We start from the raw sequence: 22,262 nt of genomic DNA, 5'->3' as shown, positions 1-22,262 counted from the left end.
GATCAACCCCAGCCGGTTGTCGACCAGTTGAAGGTCGGTCATCAGCAGGTAGAGCGGTCCGAGCGCGATGAACGACGGGATCATCTGGGGCCTGCCGACGGTCCCGGCCGTGGTGCTCCTCGTGGTCTTCCTGGCGGGCCCGATCGCGTATTGCGTGTACTACGCGTTCACCGACATGCAGCTCACCGGCGCGTCCGGCACGAACTTCGTCGGCTTCGACAACTTCACGCGGGCGTTCGAGGACACCGACTTCCTCAACGCGATGTGGCTGACCCTGGTGTTCGTGGTCGGCTCGGCGGTGATCGGCCAGAACACCCTCGGTCTCGCGCTGGCCGTCCTGATGCAGAAGGCCACCAAGCCGGTCCGGTCGGTGGTCAGCGCGGTCGTCATCGCCGCCTGGGTGCTGCCCGAGGTGGTCGCCGGCTATCTGATGTACGCCTTCTTCTACGACCAGGGCTCGCTCAACTCCCTGCTGGACGCGCTGCATCTGCCGACCCAGAACTGGCTGTACACGGCGCCGATCCTCGCCGTGTGTCTGGCCAATGTGTGGCGCGGCACCGCCTTCTCGCTGATGGTCTTCACCGCTGCCATCAACGACGTGCCCCAAGAGCTGGTGGAGGCGGCCGAGATGGACGGCGCGGGGCCATGGCAGCGGCTGTGGCGGGTGGTGCTGCCGGTGATCAGGCCGTCGATCCTGACGAACCTGATGCTGATCACGCTCCAGACGCTCTCCGTCTTCGGCCTGATCTACACCATGACCCGCGGCGGACCGGGCAACAAGAGCGAGACCCTGCCGATCTTCATGTACCAACAGGCCTTCCAGAACAGCCTGATCGGCTACGGCACCGCCATCGCGCTGGTGCTGCTGGTGGTCGGCGCCCTGTTCTCCGTCGTGTACATCCGGCTGCTGAAACTGGAGGACGCGTGATGGCCGCCGTAGCCACCCCGCCCGCCGCGACCGTCGACAAGGTGCCCGCGACCGCCAACTCCCCGCGCGGGCGCCGGATGCGGCCGGGGCGCGTGGTGATCAACCTCGTCCTGCTGGCCGTGTCGGTGCTGTACGTGCTGCCGCTGCTGTGGATGATCCTCGCCTCGGTGACGCACACCAACACCTTCCGCCTCCAGTGGCCGTCGTCGCTGACGTTCTCCAACTTCGACGCGGTCCTGAACGTCGACACCACCTACCGGCCGATGCTCAACAGCCTGCTGCTGTGCGGCTTCGGCACGGCGGTGACCGTGGTCGCCTCGGTGCTCGCCGCGTATCCGCTCTCGCGCTACCGCTCCCGGGTGCGCCGGCCGTTCCTGTACACGATCCTGTTCTCGACCGGGCTGCCGATCACCGCGGTGATGATCCCGGTCTACAGCATGTTCGTGCAGGTCAACCTGATCGACTCGATGCCGGGCACCACGCTCTTCCTGGCCGCGTCCGCGCTGCCGTTCGGGATCTGGCTGATGAAGAACTTCATGGACGGCGTGCCGATCGTCCTGGAGGAGGCGGCCCGGATCGACGGCGCGAACACCATGCAGGTGCTGTGGCGGGTGGTGCTGCCGCTGATGCGGCCCGGGGTCGTCGTGGTCACCATCTTCACGTTCATCGGCATGTGGGGGAACTTCTTCGTCCCCTTCATCCTGCTGCTGTCACCGGAGAAACTCCCCGCGTCCGTCAGCGTGTTCACCTTCCTCAGCGCCCACGACCAGACGCAGTACGGCCAGTTGTCGGCGTTCTCGCTGATCTACTCGCTGCCCGTCGTGATGCTCTATCTGCTGCTGGCCCGCAAGCTGGGCGGCGGCTTCGCGCTCGGCGGCGCGCTCAAGGGCTGAGACCCCCCACCTGTACGGCACTTGTACGGAGAAAAGGCACCCCATGCACAACGATCGCGACGTCACCGAACAGCGGCTCGCCCGCGTGCTGAACGAGCGGATACGCCCCGCCGTGCACGCCCGGGCCGTCCCCCTGGACGTGGAGGTCTGGAACGTCTCCGGCGAGCCGGTCCCGGTCCGGGAGGGCCTCGCCGCGCCCTACCGTCCGACGGGGGTCGGCGCGTGGTGGGGTCCGGCCTGGTCCACGAGCTGGTTCAAGGTCACGGGCAGCGTTCCCGCCGAGTGGGCCGGTGAGCGGGTCGAGGCGGTCCTGGACCTCGGGTTCGCCACGCACTCGGCCGGTTTCTCCGCGGAGGGGCTGGTCTACCGGCCCGACGGCACCGCGGTGAAGGCGCTCAACCCGCGCAACCTCTGGCTGCCCGTCGCCGAACAGGCCGACGGCGGCGAGGAGTTCACGGCCTACATCGAGGCCGCCGCCAACCCGGTCGTCATGCACACCGCCCCCGACGAGCTCACCTTCGGCCCCACCTCGGTGGGCGGACGGGCGCCGTGGCTCGGTGACCCGGCGGCCGATCCGGGTGAGCCGCTGTACCGGCTGCGGCGGCTGGATCTCGCCGTGTTCGACCAAGACGTGCATGAACTCGTCCAGGATCTGGAGGTGTTGCAGCAGCTCATGCCCGAGCTGTCGCCCGAATCCCCGCGCCGCTGGCAGCTCCTGCGGGCCGTGGAACTCGCCCTGGACGCCGTCGACCTCCAGGACATCGGCGGCACCGCGGCCGCCGCCCGGGCCGCACTCGCCCCCGCCCTCGCCTCGCCCGCGCACACGAGCGCGCACCGCGTCTCGGCGGTGGGCCACGCACACATCGACACGGCCTGGCTGTGGCCGCTGCGCGAGACCGTGCGCAAGGTGGCGCGGACCGTCTCCAACGTCACCCAACTGATGGACGACCACCCGGAGTTCAAGTTCGTCATGTCCCAGGCGCAGCAACTCGCCTGGCTCAAGGAGCACCGGCCCGAGGTGTACGCGCGGACCCAGGAGAAGGCGAAGACCGGGCAGTTCCTGCCGACCGGCAGCCTGTGGGTGGAGCCCGACACCAACATCTCCGGCGGCGAGGCGCTGGTGCGGCAGTTCGTGCACGGAAAGCGGTTCTATCTGGAGGAGTTCGGCGTCGAGACCGAGGAGATGTGGCTGCCGGACACCTTCGGCTACAACGCGGCCCTGCCGCAGCTGATGAAGCTGGCCGGGGTGCGCTGGTTCCTCACCCAGAAGATCTCCTGGAACACCACCAACAAGTTCCCGCACCACACCTTCTGGTGGGAGGGCATCGACGGCACCCGGATCTTCAGCCACTTCCCGCCCGTCGACAGTTACAACGGCGACCTCTCCGGCGACCAAGTCGCGCACAGCGTAAGGAACTTCCAGGACAAGGCGGGCTCCAACAGCTCACTGATCCCCTTCGGGTACGGCGACGGAGGCGGCGGCCCCACCCGCGAGATGCTGTCCCGCGCCGAGCGTCTGCGGGACCTGGAGGGCTCGGCGCGGATCGAGATCGAGGGGCCCGTGGAGTTCTTCCGGCGGGCGCACGAGGAGTACGAGGCGAACGGCGGCGCTCCCGTGTGGTCCGGGGAGCTGTACCTGGAGTTCCACCGCGGCACACTCACCAGCCAGCTGGCGACCAAGCAGGGCAACCGGCGCAGCGAACACCTGCTGCGCGAGGCCGAGTTGTGGGCGGCGACGGCCGCCGTGCACCGCGGTCACCCCTACCCGTACGAGGCGCTGGACCGGCTGTGGAAGACGGTGCTGCTGCACCAGTTCCACGACATCCTGCCCGGCACGTCGATCGCCTGGGTGCACCGCGAGGCCGAGGAGACGTACGCGGCCGTGGCCCGGGAGCTGGAGGAGCTGATCGGCACGGCCCAGCGGGCACTGGCCGGTCCGCCCGACGGCACGGTCGTCTTCAACGCGGCGCCGCACGCCCGGGGCGGGGTCGCGGCACTGGGCGCCGGCCCGCGTACGGAGGCCGATGCTCCGGTGGCGCCGGTCGCGGAAGGAGACGGATTCGTCCTGGACAACGGGCTGGTCCGGATCGTGATCGACTCCCGCGGTCTGATCACCTCCGCGTACGACCTCACGGCGGGCCGCGAGGCCCTCGCGCCCGGCGCGGTCGGCAACCTGCTCCAGCTGCACCAGGACTTCCCCAACCAGTGGGACGCCTGGGACATCGACGTCTTCTACCGCAACACCGTCCGCGACCTCACGGACGCCGAGTCCGTCACGGCGACCGACGACGGCGTCCACGTGGTCCGCGCCTTCGGCGACTCGCGCGTCGAGCAGACCCTGACGCTGCCCGCCGGTTCCTGTGGGCCGGTGATCGACACGGTCGTCGACTGGCACGAGAAGGAGAAGCTCCTCAAGGCCGCCTTCCCGCTGGACGTGCGGGCCGCGCACTCGACAGCCGAGATTCCCTTCGGTCATGTCGAGCGCCCGACCCACACCAACACCAGTTGGGACGCGGCCAAGTTCGAGGTGTGCGCCCACCGCTTCCTGCACGTCGGCGAGCCCGACTGGGGAGCCGCCCTGGTCAACGACTCCTCCTACGGCCACGACGTCACCCGTGACGTGCGCGCCGACGGCGGGACGACGACCACGGTCCGGCTCTCCCTGCTGCGCTCGGCCCGCTTCCCCGACCCCGACCAGGACCAGGGCGTCCACCGGCTCGGCTACGCGCTGGTGATCGGCGCCGACGTGGCCGACGCGACCCGCGAGGGCTACCGCTTCAACCTGCCCGAGCGGACCCTGCCGGGCAGCGAGACGGTCGCCCCGCTGGTCTCGGTCGACCACGAGGGCGTGATCGTGGAAGCGGTCAAGCTGGCCGACGACCGCGGCGGGGACGTCGTCGTCCGGCTCTACGAGTCCCGGGGCACCCGGGCCCGCGCGACCCTCACCACGCCCTTCCCCCTCGCGTCGGTCACCGCGACCGATCTGCTTGAGCGCCCCCTGGAGGACCCGGCGAGCCACGAACGCACCGCGGACGGTGTCGAGTTGACGCTGCGCCCCTTCCAGATCCTCACCCTCCGTCTCACTCCGGGGAGTTGACGGGTCACAGGAGCTCCGGCCGCCGCCACTCCTGTCCGAGCACGTACTGGTCGAGGAAGGCCAGCACCGTCTCGTACAGGACGTGGACGTGGTTCGGGGCTCCGATCCAGTGCCCCTCGTCCTGGAAGAGGAGGAACTTCACGGGTACGCCCCGGCGCAGGAGTTCGTGGTGGAGCGCCCGCGACTGGGCGAGCGGCACCGGGGAGTCCTGGCCGCCGTGCACGAGCAGCATCGGCGTCGACAGCTTCGCCGCGTCGCGGTGCGGCGAGTCGGCGTCGTACCGTTCGCGCTCGCCGCGCGGATCGCCGTAGATCTTGCGGTAGTACGCGTGCATGTACGTGTCCGTCTGGAAGGTGTCCACGTTCCAGATCCCGGCGTGCGAGACGATCGCCCGGAAGCGGTCGGTGCGTGTCGCGGTGCGGTTGGCGAGGTAGCCGCCGTAGGACCAGCCGGCGAGGGCGGTCCGGGTCGCGTCGAGGTCGGCGCGGGCCAGGGCCGTGTCGGTCAGCGCGATGACGTCGTCGTAGGGGCGGCCGCCGTAGCCGTCGAGGCTGCGCTCCTGCATGCGCTGCCCGTATCCGCTGGACAGGGCCGGGTCCGGCAGCAGGACGGCGTAGCCGCGGTCCGCGAACAGCCAGGGGTTCCACAGCCAGGACCAGCCGCTCCAGGACCCCTGCGGTCCCCCGTGGACCATGACGACCAGCGGCGCCGGACGCTCGGCCGAGGCGCCCTCGGGCAGGACGAGCCAGCCGCGCAGGGGGCAGCCGTCGTCCGCCACGGTGTGCACCTCGGTCAGCGTGCCGGGGACCTCCGGCAGGGCGCCCGGCGCCTTGAGGTACACGGGTTGCTGGTCGGGCTCGGTGGCGTCCAGTCGTACGACCCGGCTCGGGCTGTCGATGTGGCCGCGCAGGGCGTAGAGGGTGTTGCCGTCCGGGGACACGCACAGCGTGGAGTAGGCGCCGGACGCGGTGAGACGGGTGATCGTGCCGTCCGGTTCGCGCCGGAAGACGGGGGTGTGGCCCTGCTCGTCCCCGGTGAACCACAGGGTGGCGTCACCCGGGACCGGCGAGGGGACCGCCCGGCCGGGCCAGGGCCAGTTGTCGAAGTCCGGGAGGAGGTCGGTCTCCGCGCCGGTGTCCGGGTCGAGGGCGACGAGGGTGACCTCCCACGCCGTGTCGTACGTCTGCTCCCGCTGGCGCTCGCAGATCAGGGCCGATCCGTCGGCGGTGAACGCGGGGCGGTAGTACTGGTAGCCGGGGCGGGAGAAGGTCCGGCGCTCGGTGCCGCTCGTCGCGTCGGCGAGCACCGCGACGTTGGTGTCCGGTGCGTCGAAGCTCGGCGCCCGGGTGTAGGCCACCGTCGTGCCGTCCGGGGAGAGGGCCATGTCGCCCTCGCCCGCGAGGCCCTGGCCGCCGGCGTCGACGGAGGCGTCGGCGCGCTGGACGAAGGTGTGCGGTTCGGCGGGGCCGAGGTCGCCGCCGTAGCCGCGGGTCTCGGTGTCCTCGTAGAGGATCGCCGAGAGTTTGGCGCGTCGGCGCGCTTCGAGCAGTTCGCCGTGGGACTCGGCGTCGACGGCTCCCGGGAGCAGGGCGGCGGTGTAGGCGAGGGTGCCGGAGGGGCCGCCGGCGGCGAAGGCGGATATCCCGCCGGGGTGGCGGGCGACCGGTTCGGGCTCGCCGCCCCGGGACAGTGCCCACACGGCGGGGCCGTCGGACTCCCCGCGATCGGAGCGGAACAGCAGGGTGCCGTCGGCGGCGAAGGCGGGAGCGGCGTCGCCCTGCGCGGTCCCGGCCACGGGCCGGGCCTCGCGCTCACCGGACGGGTCCACCTCCCACAACTCCGGGACGTACCCGGCCCCTTGTTCGTCGAGGACGTCCACGGTGGCGACCAGACGCGTGCCGTCGGGGGCGAGGGTCAGGCCGCTGAGGCGGGGTTCGGTGAGGAACGGACGGAGGAATGCCGGTGCGTCGACCATGCTGATCATCATGCACGGCGGGCCGTCCCGAGGAGCAAGTCGTTTTCGGGTGCAGGCCGTTCAGGCCGCGAAGCCGATCGCCGTCACGAACTCGTACTCGCCCCACTGGCTGCCGAGGTCGACCACGACGTCGTTGACCCAGGCGTCGTCGAGGGCCGCGTCGTCGCCGGCCGCCCAGGCACGGACGATCCGGTCCCAGTGGCGGACGTTGAGGGTACGGAACTCGATCGCCCGCTGGTGCGGGCGCGGGACCTGGCTCTGGTTGAGGGGATGGAACTCGACGCGGGTGCCGCGGCCCTCGCGGGTCAGCCGTACGAGCAGGTAGCGGGCGACGTTCTGGCGGCGCACGGTGCGGTACGCGGACTCGATCTTCTCCAGGTTCCGCCTCGACGGACTGCGCGTGCCCTCCAGCCAGGCCCTGAGCGTACGGTCGGTGACGGTCAGTCCGGCCTCGCGGGCGCCGGCGCGGGCGTGGTCGGTGCGGGTGAGGTAGTGGAGGCGGGCCAGCAGGCCGCGGCGCACGGTGATCGGGGTCGCCACGAAACTCGCCAGCGAGTCGAGCTGCCGGGCCACGGCCTCGTGGCCCCTGATGCCCCGGGCCCCGTACTTCCCGAACTCGATGTTGCGCTCCGGCACCCGATCTCCTCAACGTCCGCCGCCGACGGTCCGATCCCGCTGACCTGCATCGCAGGACAAGGCGAGGCTACCGCTCCCCGGCCTCTTCCGGCCCCTCGGCCGTGCCGACCGGGTACACGTCCTTGACCTTCACCTCGGTGACCCCGCGCCCCTCGGCGAACACCGCCCGCCAGTCGCCGATGACGTGCAGTTCGTCGGTGCCCATCGCGCGGACGACCATGAGGCCCTCGTCGTAGGCGCGGTGCGCCTTCCACCACAGGTTGACGAAGGCCTGGGAGCGGATCAGGTGCATCCAGTCGGTGCGGTACAGCTCCCGGTTGTAGTTCGACTCCCCCAGCGTGGAGACGAACTTGCTGTACATGGCCTTGACGTACTCCAGTGTCACCTCGTCGCCCTCGGCGATCGCCCGGTCGCGGGCGTCCTTGAGGGCGATGCGGAACTTCTCCAAGAGGTTCTCGGTGGCCCCCGAGGTCCAGGACTCGTGGATCTCCGGCGGCTCGCAGAGCCCGTACTTGGGGCCCGCGAGGCGCAGCAGCAGGCGCAGGGTCGGCTCGGTCACCCACAGCGGGCCGGGTTCGTCCCGGCTGCCGAGCGGGTTGGGGAGGTAGGCGTCGTGCTCCCAGTCGGCCGGGGTGATCAGGTGGACACCGGAGCGGCGGCGGTCGTGGGCGCCGCCGGTGGAGTGCTCCAGCTGGCCGATGGGCAGGTGCGTCTTGAGCGCGGACAGATAGGCGCCGTTGACGTCCAGCGCGGTCACCTCGTGCTCGCCGGGCGGGAGTTCGGGCCTGGTCCACTTGGGCCTGGCCTCCCAGATCTGGTCGGCGCCCCGCGCGGTCTGCTTGCGCAGGATGTCCGGCAGCCACGGGTGCGCGACGACGTCGTAGCGGCCGCCCTTGCGGCTGTCGTCGAGCAACTCCATCGCGTCCGGGATCGCCCGCTTGACCAGGGCCGCGGTCGCCTTGTCGACATCGCCCGCGTGCTGGGCGAGCACGCTCGACACGGCGGAGGCGATGAGGTCCGGCGGGTCGCCGGCCTGGACCCGGCGGCCGACGGGGACGACCTTCACCGGCCACGCGGCGGGCTTCGGCGGCTCCGGGGAGGGCTCCTTCTCCGGTACGACGTCGGCCGTACCGCACTCCGCGGGGTCCAGGTGCTGCGGGAACCCCTCGACCTGGTGGCGGGCCGGCTGCCCGCACAGGACGCAGGGCTGGGGCTCGGGCAGGAGGTCGTCGTCCTCGACGGCCGGATCCCCCTCGGCCGTTTCCCCAACGGCCATTTCCTCTACGGCCGCTTCCCCGCTCGGCGTTTCCTCGGCGGCCGCCAGCTTCGTCCGCGCCCCGTCGAGGAAGTACGCGTACTTGTCCCGCACTTCGCCGCTCGGGTCGCGCCCCGACTCCCATCCCGCGACGGTCGACGGGCTGACACTCAGTGCCCTGGCGAGCTGGGGGCGCGAGACGTTCAGCCCCTCGCGCAGGGCGCGCCGCTCCTCGGCGGGCGGCAGCGGCGTCTCCTGCCGGGCCTCGGCGAGCAGCGCGTCGATCGCGTCGAAGTCGCTCATCGCACTCCTCCGGCGATCCGACGGCGGCTCACCGGAAGCATCTCGGTGGCCCGGGTGGGTCCCGCGAGGAGGTCGAGCGCGTCGATGCCGTAGTGCGCGGCGACCGCGTCGCAGTCGGCCAGGCTCCAGGCGGCGCTGCCGGACTGACGGCGGCTCACCTGTGCCTGGCTGACACCCAGCGCGCCGGCCAGGTCCGTCTGCGACTCCCCGGTCGCGTACAGGAGGGCGGCGACCGCCGATCTCACCCGCTCGTCAAGCGTCATCCGCATGGCGCGGAATGTATCACTCAGCTCGCACCGGCTATGCGCGACACGCATAACACGGAGTTCAGGCGCAGCCCTGTCTGTGTACGTACACCTAGAAGAAATGCAGCTGACACACGTATTTACAGCACTGAAATCGTCTCCTACTGTGAACGATCACAGAGCACATCCCCATGGTCATGTCAGACAAGGAGGTCGGGATGACCGTCAAAGGTCCGCGCCGCCTCGTGAGGGCCGCCATGCTCCTCGCGGCCCTCGCACTGCCCGCATCCCTGCTCACCACGCCGACGACCGCGTCGGCCGCCGGCTCGCTCACCATGCTCGGCGCCGACGTGTCGACCGCCCAGCGGGCCCTCGACCTCGGCGCCAAGTACTACGACGCGAGCGGCACCGCCAAGGACCCGCTGGACATCCTCAAGGGCATGGGCGTCAACTACGTCCGCCTGCGGATCTGGAACAACCCCGTCAGCGGCTACAACAACAAGGCCAAGGTGCTGGCGTACGCGAAGACGGTGAAGGCCAAGGGCCTGAAACTGCTCGTCGACTTCCACTACTCCGACACCTGGGCGGACCCGGGCAACCAGAACAAGCCCGCGGCCTGGGCCGGCCACACCATCAGCCAGCTGCAGACCGACGTCTACAACTACACGTACGACGTCTGCAACAGCCTCAAGTCGCAGGGCACCACCCCGGACAGCGTGCAGATCGGCAACGAGATCAACGTCGGCATGCTGTGGAACGAGGGCAAGGTCGTCAACAACGACTTCACCAACCTCAGCCTGCTGCTGAAGTCGGGATACAACGCGACCAAGGCGTGCAACAGCTCCACCCAGGTGATCATCCACACCGCCGACGCCGACAGTGACGCCAACGCCCGCTGGTTCTACGACGGCATCAAGGCCAAGGGTGTCAGCTGGGACATCACCGGGCTGTCCTACTACTGCCCGTGGCACGGCACGATCGCCAACATGGGCAGTGTCGTGGCCGACATGAAGTCGCGGTACGGCAAGGACGTCATCATCGCCGAGACGGCCTACCCGTTCACCTCGGCCAACGCGGACAGCACCGCCAACTCCATCACGACCGGCTGCTCGGGCTACCCGCTCACCTGGCAGGGGCAGGCCGACAACTTCACCGCCGTGCAGAACGCGGCGCGCAGCAACGGCGCGATCGGCGTCTTCTACTGGGAGCCCACCTGGTACGCGGTGACCGGCAACGGCTGGGACCCGACCGACATCTCGGGCAGCGGCAACGGCTGGGACAACATGGCGATCTTCAACTGGACCGGCAATGTGAACCCGAACGTCAAGTGGACCCCGTAGCAAGGGACTTCACCGTCGAACGGCACCGTCCTCGGATGGTGCCGTTCGGCGTTCGGAACTTCTCGGGGTTCAACTCGGGCGGCCCATGGCTATGATCACACCCCGCCGTGCGGACATTGCGGTCGGTGACATTACTCTGTGGTAGCGCCTGACCGAGGAAGGAAGCCATGGGTTCCCCACTGAGCAGCGAGTCGGCAGCCGACCACGTGTCGCTGGAGGAGATGAGCCTCGAACCGCTCATGACCCGCGACTACGAACGGCATCCGGCTCTCGTGTACGAGCGGCTGCGGCAGACCCACGGTCCGGTCGCGCCGGTGGAGTTGCTCGGGGTGCCGGTCTGGCTCGTGCTCGGCTACGAGGAGGCGCTGGAGGTGCTGCGCGACGACCGGGGGTGGCCGAAGGGGCTGGAGAACTGGCGGGCGCGCCGGGAGGGCCGGCTGCCCGCGGACTGGCCGCTCGCGCCCTCGCTGGATGTCAACCACGTGCTGATCCAGGGCGGCGAGGGGTACCGGAGGCTGCGGGTGGCGTGGGACTCCGCGCTCCGGCCGTTCCAGGACCCGCGGCATCCGCAGGCCCGGCTGCTCAAGGCGAAGATCACGCGCGACGCGGACGAGCTGATCACGCTCTTCACCCAGGGCGGCCGTACGGGGTGGGCGGATCTGTCCGCGCAGTTCTCCCGGCCACTGCCGCTGATGGTCGCGAGTCATCTGCTCGGCTTCCCTGGCTCGCAGCACGACGACGCGCTGATGGACATGTGGCGGATCCTCGACGCGGGTCCGGACGCCGGGCCCGCCCTGGAGCGGCTCCTCGGGGCGCTCTCCGAGCTGGGCGAGTCGAAGATGAGACAGCCCGGCGACGACTTCCCCTCCTATCTGCTGGCGGCCCATCCCGACCTGAGCGTCGAGGAGTTGTCCCGTGAGCTGATGATGCTGCTGGGCATGACCTCCGACCACGTCGGCATCCTCATCTCCAACACGGTCGTCGAGGTGATCACCGGCAACCTCCCGGCGAGCGCCAGCCTGTCGGCGGGGCTGATCCGGGAGACGATGAACCGGGTGGTGATGCAGAAGCCGCCGCTGGTCAACTTCGTCCCGCGGTTCCCGGTGGCCGACACCCGGCTCGGCGAGTACACCATCGCGGCGGGCGATCCGGTGTGGGTGTCCGTGGGCGCCGCGCACGCCTGCCCGCACTTCGCGGCGAAGCTCAGCGACGACTCGACGATCAGCACCCGCGCCCATCTGGCCTGGGGCGCCGGTCCCCGGCAGTGTCCGGCCAGGGAACTCGCGGGCGGTGCGGCGGCGATCGGCGTGAGCCGTCTCTTCGAGCGGCTGTCGGAGCTGGAGTTGTCCCTACCGGTCGACCAACTGCCCTGGCGCTCCTCGCCGTTCATGCGCGGTCTGCGCTCACTGCCGGTGCGCTACACCGTCTCCGACACGGCCGCCGTACCCACGACCGGGCCGACGGCCTCGCCCGTCGCGGCGTCGCCGGAGGAGTCCGGTGCGGACGACGAGGCCGTACGACCGCGCTCCTCCCTGTGGCGTTACCTCGCGGGGCTGGTGCGCAAGCGGTAGGCACGCACAGGGCGGGCCACAGACTCGGGCGAACTCCGCCCGGCCGTGGCCCGCTTCTTCTCTACGGCCGTCAGCCGGCCGGGGGTGTGCGGATGGCGGCGATGTCGAGCTGGAGCCGTACCTTCTCGCTGACCATGGCGCCGCCCTCGGCGAGTTTGGTGCTGTAGGTCAGGCCCCATTCGGAGCGGTTGATGGTGGTGGTGCCGTCGAATCCGGCCCGCTGGTAGCCGAAGGGGTCGGTGACCGTGCCTATGTAGGTGAGTTCCAGGACCACGGGACGGGTGGTGTCCTTGATGGTGAGGTCGCCCGTCATGCGGTAGACGTCGGACTCCACGGCCTCCACCGCGGTGCTGACGAAACGCATCCGCGGGTACGTACGGGAATCCAGGAAGTCCCGGCCCGCGAGGTGGGCGTCGCGCTGCTCGACGCCGGTGTCGACACTGCCGGTGGACACGATGATCTCCGCCTGGGAGCGGGCCGGGTCACGGCCGTCGAAGTACAGGCGGCTCTGGTACTCCGCGAACGCGCCGCGCACGGTGGTCACCATGGCGTGCCGTACGGAGAACCCGATCCTGCTGTGTGCGGGGTCGATCGCCCATTCCCCGGTCAGGGCCGCCAGCCCAGGATCGGGAAGAAGTGCTGTGGCAGCGGCCGGCGACCCGGTGGGGGGCGGGGGAACGACGGCGCGCTCCGCGCGGTCCGCGCGACGGAACGAGGTGCCACGGTTGAACAGGTTCATGCTTCACCTAATTACTGCACGGGAGTTGCCGCCGCAAGCAATGATCTGCCGTTGACGAAATATCCACGTGTTCGCCACAGAGTTCTCCAAAGTCCCCGGGAAATGGGCTAGTCGACGCCGACGAGGGTTCGTACTTCGAAGTCCTCGTATGTCTCTTTCGGTTCGGGACGGCTGAGGACCGAACCCAGCCAACCGAGGAGGAATCCGGCGGGGATGGAGACGATTCCGGGATTCTGCAACGGGAACCAGGCGAAATCGGCGTCCGGGTACAGCGAGCCGGACGTCGAGGAGACGACCGGGGAGAAGACCACGAGGAGGACCGAGCAGAGCAGGCCGCCGCAGAGGCTGAGGAGGGCGCCCTGGGCGGTGAAGCGCCGCCAGAAGAGGCTGTAGACGAGGGTGGGGAGGATGGCGGAGGCGGCGATCGCGAAGGCGAGGAAGGCGAGGGTCGCGGTGTTGACACCCCAGGAGATCAGGGCGAGCAGCATGCTGAGGATGCCGATGACGGCCGCCGAGAGCCGGGCCACGGCCAGTTCCTCGGTCTCCTTCGCCCGGCCCTTGCGGATCACCTCGCCGTAGAGGTCGTGGGCGACGGAGGAGGCGGCGGCCAGCATGAGCCCGGCGGCGACCGCCAGGAGCGTGACGAAGGCCAGACAGGACAGGAGGGCCGTCAGGACGGCGCCGCCCAGCTCGTGCGCCAGCATCAGGACGGCGGCGTCGCCCTTGCGGTCGGTCTGCGCGACGGTGTCGCGGCCGACGATCGCGGTGGCGCCGAGGCCCAGCACACCGGCCGCCAGGCAGACGAAGCTGACCAGGCCCGTCGCCCAGACGACCGAGGTGCGCAGGACGTCCACGGACTTCGGGGCGAGCAGCCGCATCATCACGTGCGGGAGTGCGGCGAGGCCGAAGACGATGGCCAACTGGAGGCTGAAGAAGTCGAGTTTGCTGGTGGTGCTGCCGCCGTAGCGCAGCCCCGGCTCCAGGAACCGCTGCCCCATGCCGCTGTTGTCCGCGGCGGCGCCGAGCAGGCTGTCGATGTTCCAGTCGAAGCGGTGCAGCACCATCACGGCCGTCACGGTGACACCGACGATCAGCATGACCGCCTTGATGACCTGGATGAAGGTGGCGCCGGGCATACCGCCGATGGCCGCGTAGACGATGACGATGGTCCCGATGACGACCACGCACAGGGTGCGGGTGGCGGAGCTGGGCTCGCCCGTGAACTGGGTCAACAGGGCGACGCTGCCCACGAGTTGGGCGACCAGGTAGAGGGTGGTGATGGTCAGCGTGCACAGGGATAGGGCCAGCCGGACCGGCCGCTGCCGGCGCGGCAGACGGTCCGCCAGGGTGTCGCCGAGGGTGAACTTGCCGCTGTTGCGCAGGGGTTCGGCGATCATCAGCAGGACCATCATCCAGGCGACCGCGGTGCCGCACAGGTAGAGCAGTCCGTCGTAGCCGGTGAGGGCGACCAGGCCGGTGCTGCCCAGCAGGGTCGCGGCGGAGAGGTAGTCGCCGCACATCGCCAGGCCGTTGCGCAGCGGTGACATGGTGCGGTTGCCGAGGTAGAACTCGCCGATCTCGTCGCGCTGGGGCGCGGTGAGCAGCGCGGTGAACAGGGTCACGACGACCACGGACAGGAAGAGGACGAGCGTCAGCTGGAGGCTGAGGCGGTCCGTGACGGAGGCGGCGGTCCTCACCACGGGCGGTACTCCTCGCCGCGCGGGGCGGTACGGGTCTCGAAGGCGGACCGCTCCCGGGAGACGGTCTCGTGATGGCGGGCCAGTCCGCGCAGCCCGCGCACCACCGGGGTGACGTCCGTGCGGACGTGGGCGAGGTAGCGCCACACGATGACGCCCATCAGCACGAACTGCCCGAGCCCGAGGGCCAGTCCGATCGTCAGGTGGCCGCTGAGCGGGGTGTTCATCAGGCCGGGCAGGAAGCTCGACAGCAGGACGTACAGCAGGAATCCGCCGACCGCGCCGGCCGTGGCCCGGGCGCCGAAGCGGCGGTGGGCGCGGCGCATCTCCCGGTAGGCGGCCTCCTGGGCCACGAGTTGCCGTTCGGTCTGTTCGGGGCCCGATTCGTAGGGGTGCGGCGTCCCGCCGAGCCCCATGGAGTGCGGTGACACCATGCACCTTCTTCGCTGCTTCGCGCCGCTATCCGACTCTTTCGACCGGCCGGCCGTCCGGCTATTCGGGCGTGCGTCGACACACCGGAGTCAAACTCTGTGCGGACTGTGGGGGATTCGTGAATTCAGAATTCGTCGGGGTGACGACCTGGTCAGGACCGGGATTGTTGCAGCGCCCCCGTTGAACTATCAACCGGCCCGTCGAACCGAATCCCCGGGCTGACTCATTCGTGCACTTCGCCGTCGGATCTCGAACTCCCACGGCCTGCGAAAAGGCAGCCGTACGGAATAGGTCTGCACCTTCTCTCCGGCCAAGTTGTCTCAAATGCAGCGCACAGGGCCCCCATGGGCACCTCGGGCCACCGCCGCTTGTCACGCACGCACGAACACCCGCCCCGCGGGACTCACCTCAGGCAAACAGAGCGCCGTTCGGCTCGGCGCGCCGGGCCCGCGCTGCCATATTCGAAGGCCACTTCGGAGGTGGCTGTGACACTAGAGGTGACGACATCCCGGGACCGACTGGTCGAGGACCCGGGGGCGCGGGTGCCCGACGGCACCGCCGACCGCATCACCGTGCTGGAGTCCCGCCGCGAGCGGGCTACGACCGAGGCGGCGCCGAGAAGACGCGGGCAGTTCGGTGCCCGCGAGCGGATCGAACTGCTCCTGGACGAGGGCTCGTTCACGGAGACGGGCCTGTTCGTACGGGCCCGGCCCGGCGGGGACGGCGGCCGCCGACCGTACGGCGACGGTGTGGTCACCGGGTACGGCACGGTCGACGGCCGTACCGTCTGTGTCTTCGCCCAGGACTCCACGGTCTTCGGCGGCAGCATGGGCGAGGCCTTCGGCGAGAAGACCGTCGCGCTGATGGACCTCGCGTTGAAGACCGGGTGCCCGGTCGTCGGGCTCAACGACGGCGGGGGCGCCCGGATCCAGGAGGGGGTTGCCTCGCTGGCCCTCTACGCCGAGCTGGTGCGCCGCAACGTCCAGGCGTCCGGGGTGATCCCGCAGATCTCGGTGGTGCTCGGGCCGTGCGCCGGCGGGGCCGCCTACTCCCCCGCGATCACCGACTTCACCGTGATGGTGGACGGTGCCTCGCACATGTTCGTCACCGGGCCCGACGTCATCGAGGCGGTCACCGGGGAGCGCACCAGCGCCGAGGAGCTGGGCGGCGCCCGGGCGAGCAACTCCGTCAACGGCAACGCGCACTTCCTCGCGGCCGACGAGAAGGAGGCGCTGGACACCGTACGGGATCTGCTGTCGTACCTGCCCGCCAACAACCTTGAGCGGCCGCCGAGTTACTCGCCCGTGGCGCCGCCGACCGGAGTCCCGCTCGACGAGATCGTGCCGGACCGGCTCGGGCAGGCGTACGACATGCGGGAGATCCTACGGGCGGTCGTCGACGACGGTGAACTCCTGGAGATCCAGGAGCTGTTCGCGCCGAACGTCATCTGCGCGCTGGCGCTCGTCGAGGGCTCGCCCGTCGGGGTGGTCGCCAACCAGCCCCTGCACGCGGCCGGGGTGCTGGACATCGACGCCTCCGAGAAGGCGGCGCGGTTCGTGCGGTTCTGCGACGCGTTCGGGCTGCCGCTGCTGACCTTCGCGGACGTCCCGGGGTATCTCTCCGGTGTCCGGCAGGAGCAGGCGGGGATCATCCGGCGCGGCGCCAAGCTGCTGTACGCGTACGCCGAGGCCACGGTGCCGAAGGTGACCGTGGTGGTACGCAAGGCGTACGGCGGCGGGTATGCCGTGATGGGCTCCAAGCACCTGGGCGCCGACATCAACCTCGCCTGGCCGACAGCGCGGATCGCCGTGATGGGCGCCGAGGGCGCGGTCGGCGTCCTGCACCGGCGTGAACTCGCCGCCGCGGCCGACCCGGAGGCGCTGCGCACCCGGCTCGTCGCCGCGTACGAGAGCACGCACGGCACGCCCTACCTCGCGGCCGAACGGGGCTACGTCGACGCCGTCATCGCCCCGCGCGACACCCGCGACCACATCTGCCGCGCCCTGCGTGCCCTGCGCGGCAAGCGCGCCCCGATGCCGCAGCGTCGGCACGGCAACATCCCGCTGTGACCGCCGGCCGGCTCCACCACCGCGGCGCGCAGAGGCCGGCTGTTCCCTGGTGGGCCGGCCCAGAGCCCTGACCGCCGCGACCGAGCAGAGCCGGCCCCCGACGATCCACCGCCCCGCCCCACCCCGCAAGCAGTTCCGCGACGTGAGGAGCCATCCCCGATGGACAGCCGCCGCCCCCCGCTCGCCCCCGCCTTCCGCAGCCTGCCGGAGTACGTGCGGCACTGGGCCGCCGCCACCCCCGACCGCCGGGCGTTCACCTTCGTCGACCATCCCTCCCCCCACTCGCGGGGCGTCCACCGCACCCTGACCTGGCGCCGCCTCGACGTTCGGATGCGCGCGGTCGGCGCCCGGCTGGCCGAGGAGGCCGAACCGGGGGCGCGGGTGGCCGTGTTGTGCCCGCAGGGCGGGGAGTACGTCACCGCCTTCCTGGGCGCGCTCGCCGTCGGCCTCGTCGCCGTGCCGCTGTATCCGCCCGGCCTCCCCGGCCACGGCGACCGGCTCACGGCCGTGCTGGCCGACGCGGATCCGGCCGTGGTGCTGACGACCAGTCAGTTCCTGGACGAGGTACGGGACTTCTGCCCCGACATCCCCGTCGTCGCCGTGGACCGGGTCCCGGACTCCGTGGCGGGAGAGCCCCGCACGTCCGAGGAGCCCGTCGCCTACCTCCAGTACACCTCCGGCTCGACCCGGACCCCCGCGGGCGTGGAGATCACGCACGCCAACGTCGTCGCCAACGCCCGCCAGGCGCTGGCCGCCTACGGCGCCGACGTCCACCAAGTGACCTGCGTGGGCTGGCTGCCGCTGTACCACGACATGGGCCTCGTGCTGAGCGTGGCCGCCCCGGTGGTGCGGGGCCTGCTGTCGGTACTGATGGACCCGGTGGCGTTCCTGCAGGAGCCCGCGCGCTGGCTGCGACTGCTCTCCACGCATCCCCGCGCACTGAGCGCGGCCCCCAACTTCGCCTACGACTACTGCGCTTCGGCCGTGACGGACGCGCAGAAGGCCGAGCTGCGGCTCGACGGGGTCTTCGCGCTGCTCAACGGCAGTGAGCCGGTACGCCCCACCACGGTCGACCGCTTCCAGGCCGCCTTCACCGGGCAGGGACTCGACGCGGGCGTGCACTGTCCGTCCTACGGTCTCGCCGAGGCCACCGTGTTCGTCAGCGCCGCCCGGCCGGGGAGTCCGCTCGGCCGGTTCGCGCTCGACCGGGACGCGCTCGCCGCCGGGAAGGCGCTCACCGCGCGGCCCGACGACCCCCGCGCCGTCCTGCTGGCCGGTTGCGGGACCCCGGCGGGACAGCGGGTACGGATCGCCGATCCGGTGTCGCACGCCGTCCTGTCCGAGGGGGAGGTCGGCGAGATCTGGGTGCAGGGGCCCAATGTGGGGCGCGGCTACTGGCAGCAACAGGAGCTGAGCCGACGGGTCTTCGGCGCCACCCTCGCGGACGCGCCCGGCAGTTGGCTGCGCACGGGTGACCTCGGGACGGTCCTCGACGGGCAGTTGCTCGTCACCGGCCGGCTCAAGGACCTCATCGTGGTCGACGGGCGCAACCACTACCCGCAGGACGTGGAGGCCACGGTCCAGGACACGCATCCGGCCGTCCGCCGCGACCGGCTCGCCGCCTTCGGCGTCCCGGGCGGCTCCGGTGAGCGGGTCGTCGTGGTGGCCGAGCACATCCGCACCCTCGGCCTCGACGCGATCGACGTGCTGGAGCTGCAACGCGTCGTGCGCGCGGCCGTCTCCGGCCGGCACGGGCTGCGGCTCGCCGACATCGTCGTCGTCCCACCGGGCACCGTGCCCCGGACGTCGAGCGGCAAGGTGTCGCGGGCGCTGACCCGGGAGCGGTACCTGGCGGGCGCGTACGCGACGGGTGCGCACACGGCGGGCGTGCGCACGGCGGGCGGCGCCGAATGAGTCCCGTCGACGCGAGCGCGGTCCGCGCCCTGATCGCGGCCCGGGTGGCGGCCTGGACCGGCAGAACCCCCGGGGAGATCCCGATGGACCGGCCGCTGGCCGACCTCGGCATGGCCTCCAGGGACGCGGTCGTCCTCGCCGGTGAGCTGTCCCGGCTGACGGGCCGCGACCTGCCGCCGACGCTGCTGTGGGAGGCGCCCACCGGGGACGCCCTGGTCGCGCATCTCTGCCGTACGACGACGCCGGGCCCCCAGGTCCCCGTGTCGGCGGCGTCGGACGAGCCCATCGCGGTCATCGGTGTCGGCTGTCGCCTGCCCGGCGGGGTGCACGGCCCGGGCGACTACTGGCGGCTGCTGACCGACGGGGTCGACGCGATCCGCCGGGTTCCCGAGGACCGCTGGCGGGACTTCACGTCCTTCCCGCCCGAGGAGACGCTGCGGTACGGCGGTTTCCTGGACGACATCGCCGGGTTCGACGCGGACTTCTTCCGCATCACTCCGCGCGAGGCGGCCGTGATGGACCCGCAGCAGCGGATCCTCCTGGAGGTCGTCCACGAGACCCTCGACTACGCCGCCGTCCCGGCCGCCTCCCTCGCGGGCACCGCGACCGGAGTCTTCGTCGGGGTCTCGGCGCCCGAGTACGGTTCGCTCACCGGCGCCGACCCGGCCGCCGTCGATCCGTGGGCACCGGCGGGCGGCGCGCTGAGCGTGACCGCGGGGCGGCTTTCGTACGTGCTGGACACCCGGGGCCCGAGCATGGCCGTGGACACCGCGTGCTCGTCCTCGCTGGTCGCCGTCCACCACGCCTGCGTGAGCCTGCGCACCGGCGAGAGCGATCTGGCGATCGCCGGGGGCGTCAATCTGCTGCTCTCCCCCACCGTCACCGTCGCCTTCGGACGGGCCGGGGCGCTCGCGCCGGACGGCCGGTGCAAGCCCTTCTCCACGGCGGCGGACGGCATCGGCCGCGCCGAGGGCTGCGCGGCCGTCCTCCTCAAGCGCCTCTCCGACGCCGAGCGGGACGGCGACCGCGTCCTCGCCGTCATCCGCGCCACGGCGGTCAACTCCGACGGCCGCTCCAACGGCCTCCTCGCCCCCAACCCCGCCGCCCAGCAAGCCCAGTTGGCCACCGCCTACGCCCGCGCCGGGCTCGAACCCGGCCTCGTCGACCACGTCGAGGCGCACGGCACCGGCACCCCGCTCGGCGACCCGATCGAGGCGGGCGCCCTCGGTGCCGTGCTCGGCGCGGACCGCGACCCCGACCAGCCGCTGCTCCTGGGCTCGGTCAAGGGCAACCTGGGGCACCTGGAGTCCGCCGCGGGTATCGCCGGGCTGGTCAAGACGGTGCTCGCGCTGCACCACGACCTCGTCCCGCCCTCCCTGCACTGCTCCGAGGGCAGCGCCCTGGACGACGTACGGCTGCGGGTGGTGACGGAGTGCGAGCCGTGGCCGCGCTACGGCGGTACGGCGGTCGCCGGGGTCTCCGGTTTCGGCTTCGGCGGCACCAACGCCCATGCGGTGCTTGAGGAGTGGAGACCGGGCGTACTGCCTCTGCGCCCGGCCGAGGAACCCGGCGCCCGTCTGCATCTGCTCTCCGACGTCGACTTCGAACGCCTGCGGGACACCGCGGACCGGCTCTCCACCTGGCTCTCCGGGAACACCGCGCGCCCCGCCGACGTGGCCCGCACACTCGCCGGTCGCGTCGGACGCGGACCGGTGCGGGCGGCGGTCGTCGCCCGTGACCGCGGCGAACTCGCCGACGGGCTCGGTGCGTTGGCCCAGCAGCGGCCCCATCCGCTCGTCATCACCGACGACCGGGATCTCGTCGGACCCGGACCGGTGTGGGTCTTCTCCGGGTACGGCAGTCAATGGGCCGGAATGGGGCGGCGGTTGCTGGCCGAGGAGCCCGCCTTCGCCGCCGCGGTGGAGAAACTCGACGCGCGGTGCGGCCTGTCGCTCTACGACCGGCTGTCCTCGGGGAACGATTTCGGCCGTCTCGAGATCGCCCAACCGGTGCTGTTCGGCGTGCAGGTGGCCCTGGCCGAGCTGTGGCGTTCCCACGGCGTCGAGCCCGCCGCCGTCATCGGGCACTCGCTGGGCGAGGTGGCCGCCGCGGTGTGCGCGGGCGCGCTGGACGTGTCGGACGGGGCGCGGATCGTGGCCGTAAGGGCACGGCTGCTGAGCGGGCTGAGCGGCGGGGCGATGGCCGTCGTCGACCTGAACGACGATGAACTCGGGCTGTTGGCACGGGACTTCCCCGGTGCGCATGTCGCCGTGCACTCCTCTCCGGTGCAGAAGGTCGTCACCGGTGAGGAGGCCGCCGTGGCGCGGCTGGTGCGGTGGCTGGAGGAGCAGGGGCGTGCCGCGCGGGCCATGCGGGTCGTCGGCGCCGGGCACTCGCCCCAAGTCGAGCCGCTGCTGCCGGAGTTGCTCGACTCCCTGTCGGACGTCCGGGGCGGTGAGCCGCGTGTCCCCGTCTACTCCACCGTCCTCGACGATCCGCGCGGCGGCAGTGTCTTCGACGCCGCGCACTGGGCCGCGAACCTGCGCCGGCCGGTGCGTCTGGACCGCGCGGTCGCCGCGGCGGCGGCCGACGGCCACACCGCGTTCGTCGAGATCTCGCCCCACCCGGTCCTGACCCGGGCCATCACCGACACCGCGCCCGGCGCACTCGCCCTCGGCACCCTGCGCAGGGAGTCGGACGGCAGCGCGGACTTCCTCGCCCAGGTCGGGGCTCTGTACTGCGCGGGCGGGCGACTGCCGCTGCCGCAAGGGCGGGTGATCGACCTGCCTTCGCCGCGCTGGCGGCACGTGCGGCACTGGTGGACGGACGGGCGGGCAACCGCATCGGCGACACCCGCGCGGACGGACGACCGGACGGCCGCACCCGCGACACCGGCCCCGGCTCCGGCTCCGGCTCCGCAGGAGGGCACCTCCGTCTCCGCCCGGCTCTGCCACCACATCGCCGCCGTCACCGGACACCCGGCAGGCCGCATCACCCCCGCCACCGCCCCGGCCGACCTCGGCCTGGACTCCCTGATGGCCGTCCGCGTCCGGACCGCCCTGGAGCGCGAGTTCGGCATCCAGCTGCCCCTGCGCGACCTGCTCACGGCGACCACCGTCGCGGACGCGGCGGGTCGGATCGCGAAGCTCCTCTCCCCCTCCTCCGACG

15 protein-coding genes are annotated in these 22,262 nt (G+C 71.3%); 8 read left to right on the top strand and 7 right to left on the bottom strand.

The genetic code is table 11. The features are described 5' to 3' along the window. Positions 1-67: 67 nt before the first annotated feature. The 3 genes from ABZ896_RS42865 (at position 68) to ABZ896_RS42855 (ending at position 4,918) form a co-directional block, all read left to right on the top strand. Positions 68-928, top strand: coding sequence for a sugar ABC transporter permease (locus tag ABZ896_RS42865; RefSeq protein WP_360941315.1), 861 nt, complete (start codon positions 68-70; stop codon positions 926-928). Positions 929-1,005: 77 nt separating this feature from the next. Beyond that, the gene (locus tag ABZ896_RS42860; protein WP_360941317.1) at positions 1,006-1,821 is read left to right on the top strand and encodes a carbohydrate ABC transporter permease; all 816 of its coding nucleotides are present in this window, start codon (positions 1,006-1,008) and stop codon (positions 1,819-1,821) included. Between the two features lie 43 nt (positions 1,822-1,864). After that, a complete protein-coding gene (locus ABZ896_RS42855; RefSeq protein WP_360941313.1) occupies positions 1,865-4,918 on the top strand; it encodes a glycoside hydrolase family 38 C-terminal domain-containing protein in 3,054 nt (1,017 codons plus the stop codon). A 4-nt stretch (positions 4,919-4,922) separates the two neighbouring features. On the opposite strand, the gene ABZ896_RS42850 is transcribed toward ABZ896_RS42855, so the two are convergent. The 4 genes from ABZ896_RS42850 to ABZ896_RS42835 all read right to left on the bottom strand — a co-directional run bounded on the left by ABZ896_RS42850 (position 4,923) and on the right by ABZ896_RS42835 (position 9,356). After that, positions 4,923-6,893, bottom strand: a complete 1,971-nt coding sequence (locus ABZ896_RS42850) for a S9 family peptidase (protein WP_360941311.1) — start codon at positions 6,891-6,893, stop codon at positions 4,923-4,925. Between the two features lie 60 nt (positions 6,894-6,953). After that, a complete protein-coding gene (locus ABZ896_RS42845; RefSeq protein WP_360941308.1) occupies positions 6,954-7,529 on the bottom strand; it encodes a transcriptional regulator in 576 nt (191 codons plus the stop codon). Positions 7,530-7,596: 67 nt separating this feature from the next. Beyond that, positions 7,597-9,087 carry a helix-turn-helix domain-containing protein gene (locus tag ABZ896_RS42840; protein ID WP_360941305.1) on the bottom strand — a complete coding sequence of 497 codons (1,491 nt, stop codon included), beginning with the start codon at positions 9,085-9,087 and terminating at the stop codon, positions 7,597-7,599. Further along, a complete protein-coding gene (locus ABZ896_RS42835; RefSeq protein WP_360941302.1) occupies positions 9,084-9,356 on the bottom strand; it encodes a helix-turn-helix transcriptional regulator in 273 nt (90 codons plus the stop codon). The genes ABZ896_RS42840 and ABZ896_RS42835 overlap by 4 nt, the downstream gene beginning before the upstream one ends. 194 nt (positions 9,357-9,550) lie before the next feature. Between ABZ896_RS42835 and ABZ896_RS42830 the strand changes: the two genes are divergently transcribed. Next, positions 9,551-10,672, top strand: coding sequence for a glycosyl hydrolase 53 family protein (locus ABZ896_RS42830; RefSeq protein WP_360941299.1), 1,122 nt, complete (start codon positions 9,551-9,553; stop codon positions 10,670-10,672). A gap of 167 nt (positions 10,673-10,839) precedes the next feature. Continuing rightward, entirely contained in the window at positions 10,840-12,243 is a 1,404-nt protein-coding gene (locus ABZ896_RS42825; RefSeq protein WP_360941296.1) for a cytochrome, read from the top strand. A gap of 70 nt (positions 12,244-12,313) precedes the next feature. Here the strand turns inward: ABZ896_RS42825 and ABZ896_RS42820 are convergent, their stop codons facing one another. From ABZ896_RS42820 to ABZ896_RS42810, 3 genes are all read right to left on the bottom strand, one after another. Then, complete coding sequence (locus tag ABZ896_RS42820) at positions 12,314-12,982, bottom strand: YceI family protein (RefSeq protein ID WP_360941293.1); 669 nt, start codon at positions 12,980-12,982, stop codon at positions 12,314-12,316. Positions 12,983-13,089: 107 nt separating this feature from the next. Continuing rightward, positions 13,090-14,682 carry a cation acetate symporter gene (locus ABZ896_RS42815; RefSeq protein ID WP_360941290.1) on the bottom strand — a complete coding sequence of 531 codons (1,593 nt, stop codon included), beginning with the start codon at positions 14,680-14,682 and terminating at the stop codon, positions 13,090-13,092. Then, positions 14,676-15,113 (bottom strand): DUF485 domain-containing protein, encoded by a 438-nt coding sequence (locus ABZ896_RS42810; RefSeq protein ID WP_360941288.1) that lies wholly within the window; start codon positions 15,111-15,113, stop codon positions 14,676-14,678. The genes ABZ896_RS42815 and ABZ896_RS42810 overlap by 7 nt, the downstream gene beginning before the upstream one ends. Positions 15,114-15,608: 495 nt before the next feature. On the opposite strand from ABZ896_RS42810, the gene ABZ896_RS42805 reads away from it, so the two are divergent. From ABZ896_RS42805 to ABZ896_RS42795, 3 genes are all read left to right on the top strand, one after another. Further along, the gene (locus ABZ896_RS42805) at positions 15,609-17,180 is read left to right on the top strand and encodes an acyl-CoA carboxylase subunit beta (RefSeq protein WP_360941285.1); all 1,572 of its coding nucleotides are present in this window, start codon (positions 15,609-15,611) and stop codon (positions 17,178-17,180) included. A gap of 159 nt (positions 17,181-17,339) precedes the next feature. Next, positions 17,340-19,094 carry a fatty acyl-AMP ligase gene (locus tag ABZ896_RS42800; RefSeq protein ID WP_360941282.1) on the top strand — a complete coding sequence of 585 codons (1,755 nt, stop codon included), beginning with the start codon at positions 17,340-17,342 and terminating at the stop codon, positions 19,092-19,094. Then, the coding region (locus ABZ896_RS42795) for a beta-ketoacyl synthase N-terminal-like domain-containing protein (protein WP_360941279.1) at positions 19,091-22,262 on the top strand (3,172 nt) is incomplete at its 3' end. The genes ABZ896_RS42800 and ABZ896_RS42795, both read left to right, overlap by 4 nt.

Source organism: Streptomyces sp. NPDC047072 (assembly GCF_040643855.1).
Lineage (GTDB): Bacteria > Actinomycetota > Actinomycetes > Streptomycetales > Streptomycetaceae > Streptomyces.
Note: the sequence above shows the minus strand (reverse complement) of the source record. Positions and strands in the feature narration are given on the sequence as shown.

Coding starts and splice junctions, on each gene's coding strand:
- ABZ896_RS42865 (WP_360941315.1), top strand. CDS start 68: ATGAACGACGGGATCATCTGGGGCCTGCCGACGGTCCCGGCCGTGGTG.
- ABZ896_RS42860 (WP_360941317.1), top strand. CDS start 1,006: ATGCGGCCGGGGCGCGTGGTGATCAACCTCGTCCTGCTGGCCGTGTCG.
- ABZ896_RS42855 (WP_360941313.1), top strand. CDS start 1,865: ATGCACAACGATCGCGACGTCACCGAACAGCGGCTCGCCCGCGTGCTG.
- ABZ896_RS42850 (WP_360941311.1), bottom strand. CDS start 6,893: ATGGTCGACGCACCGGCATTCCTCCGTCCGTTCCTCACCGAACCCCGC.
- ABZ896_RS42840 (WP_360941305.1), bottom strand. CDS start 9,087: ATGAGCGACTTCGACGCGATCGACGCGCTGCTCGCCGAGGCCCGGCAG.
- ABZ896_RS42835 (WP_360941302.1), bottom strand. CDS start 9,356: ATGCGGATGACGCTTGACGAGCGGGTGAGATCGGCGGTCGCCGCCCTC.
- ABZ896_RS42830 (WP_360941299.1), top strand. CDS start 9,551: ATGACCGTCAAAGGTCCGCGCCGCCTCGTGAGGGCCGCCATGCTCCTC.
- ABZ896_RS42825 (WP_360941296.1), top strand. CDS start 10,840: ATGGGTTCCCCACTGAGCAGCGAGTCGGCAGCCGACCACGTGTCGCTG.
- ABZ896_RS42820 (WP_360941293.1), bottom strand. CDS start 12,982: ATGAACCTGTTCAACCGTGGCACCTCGTTCCGTCGCGCGGACCGCGCG.
- ABZ896_RS42810 (WP_360941288.1), bottom strand. CDS start 15,113: ATGGTGTCACCGCACTCCATGGGGCTCGGCGGGACGCCGCACCCCTAC.
- ABZ896_RS42800 (WP_360941282.1), top strand. CDS start 17,340: ATGGACAGCCGCCGCCCCCCGCTCGCCCCCGCCTTCCGCAGCCTGCCG.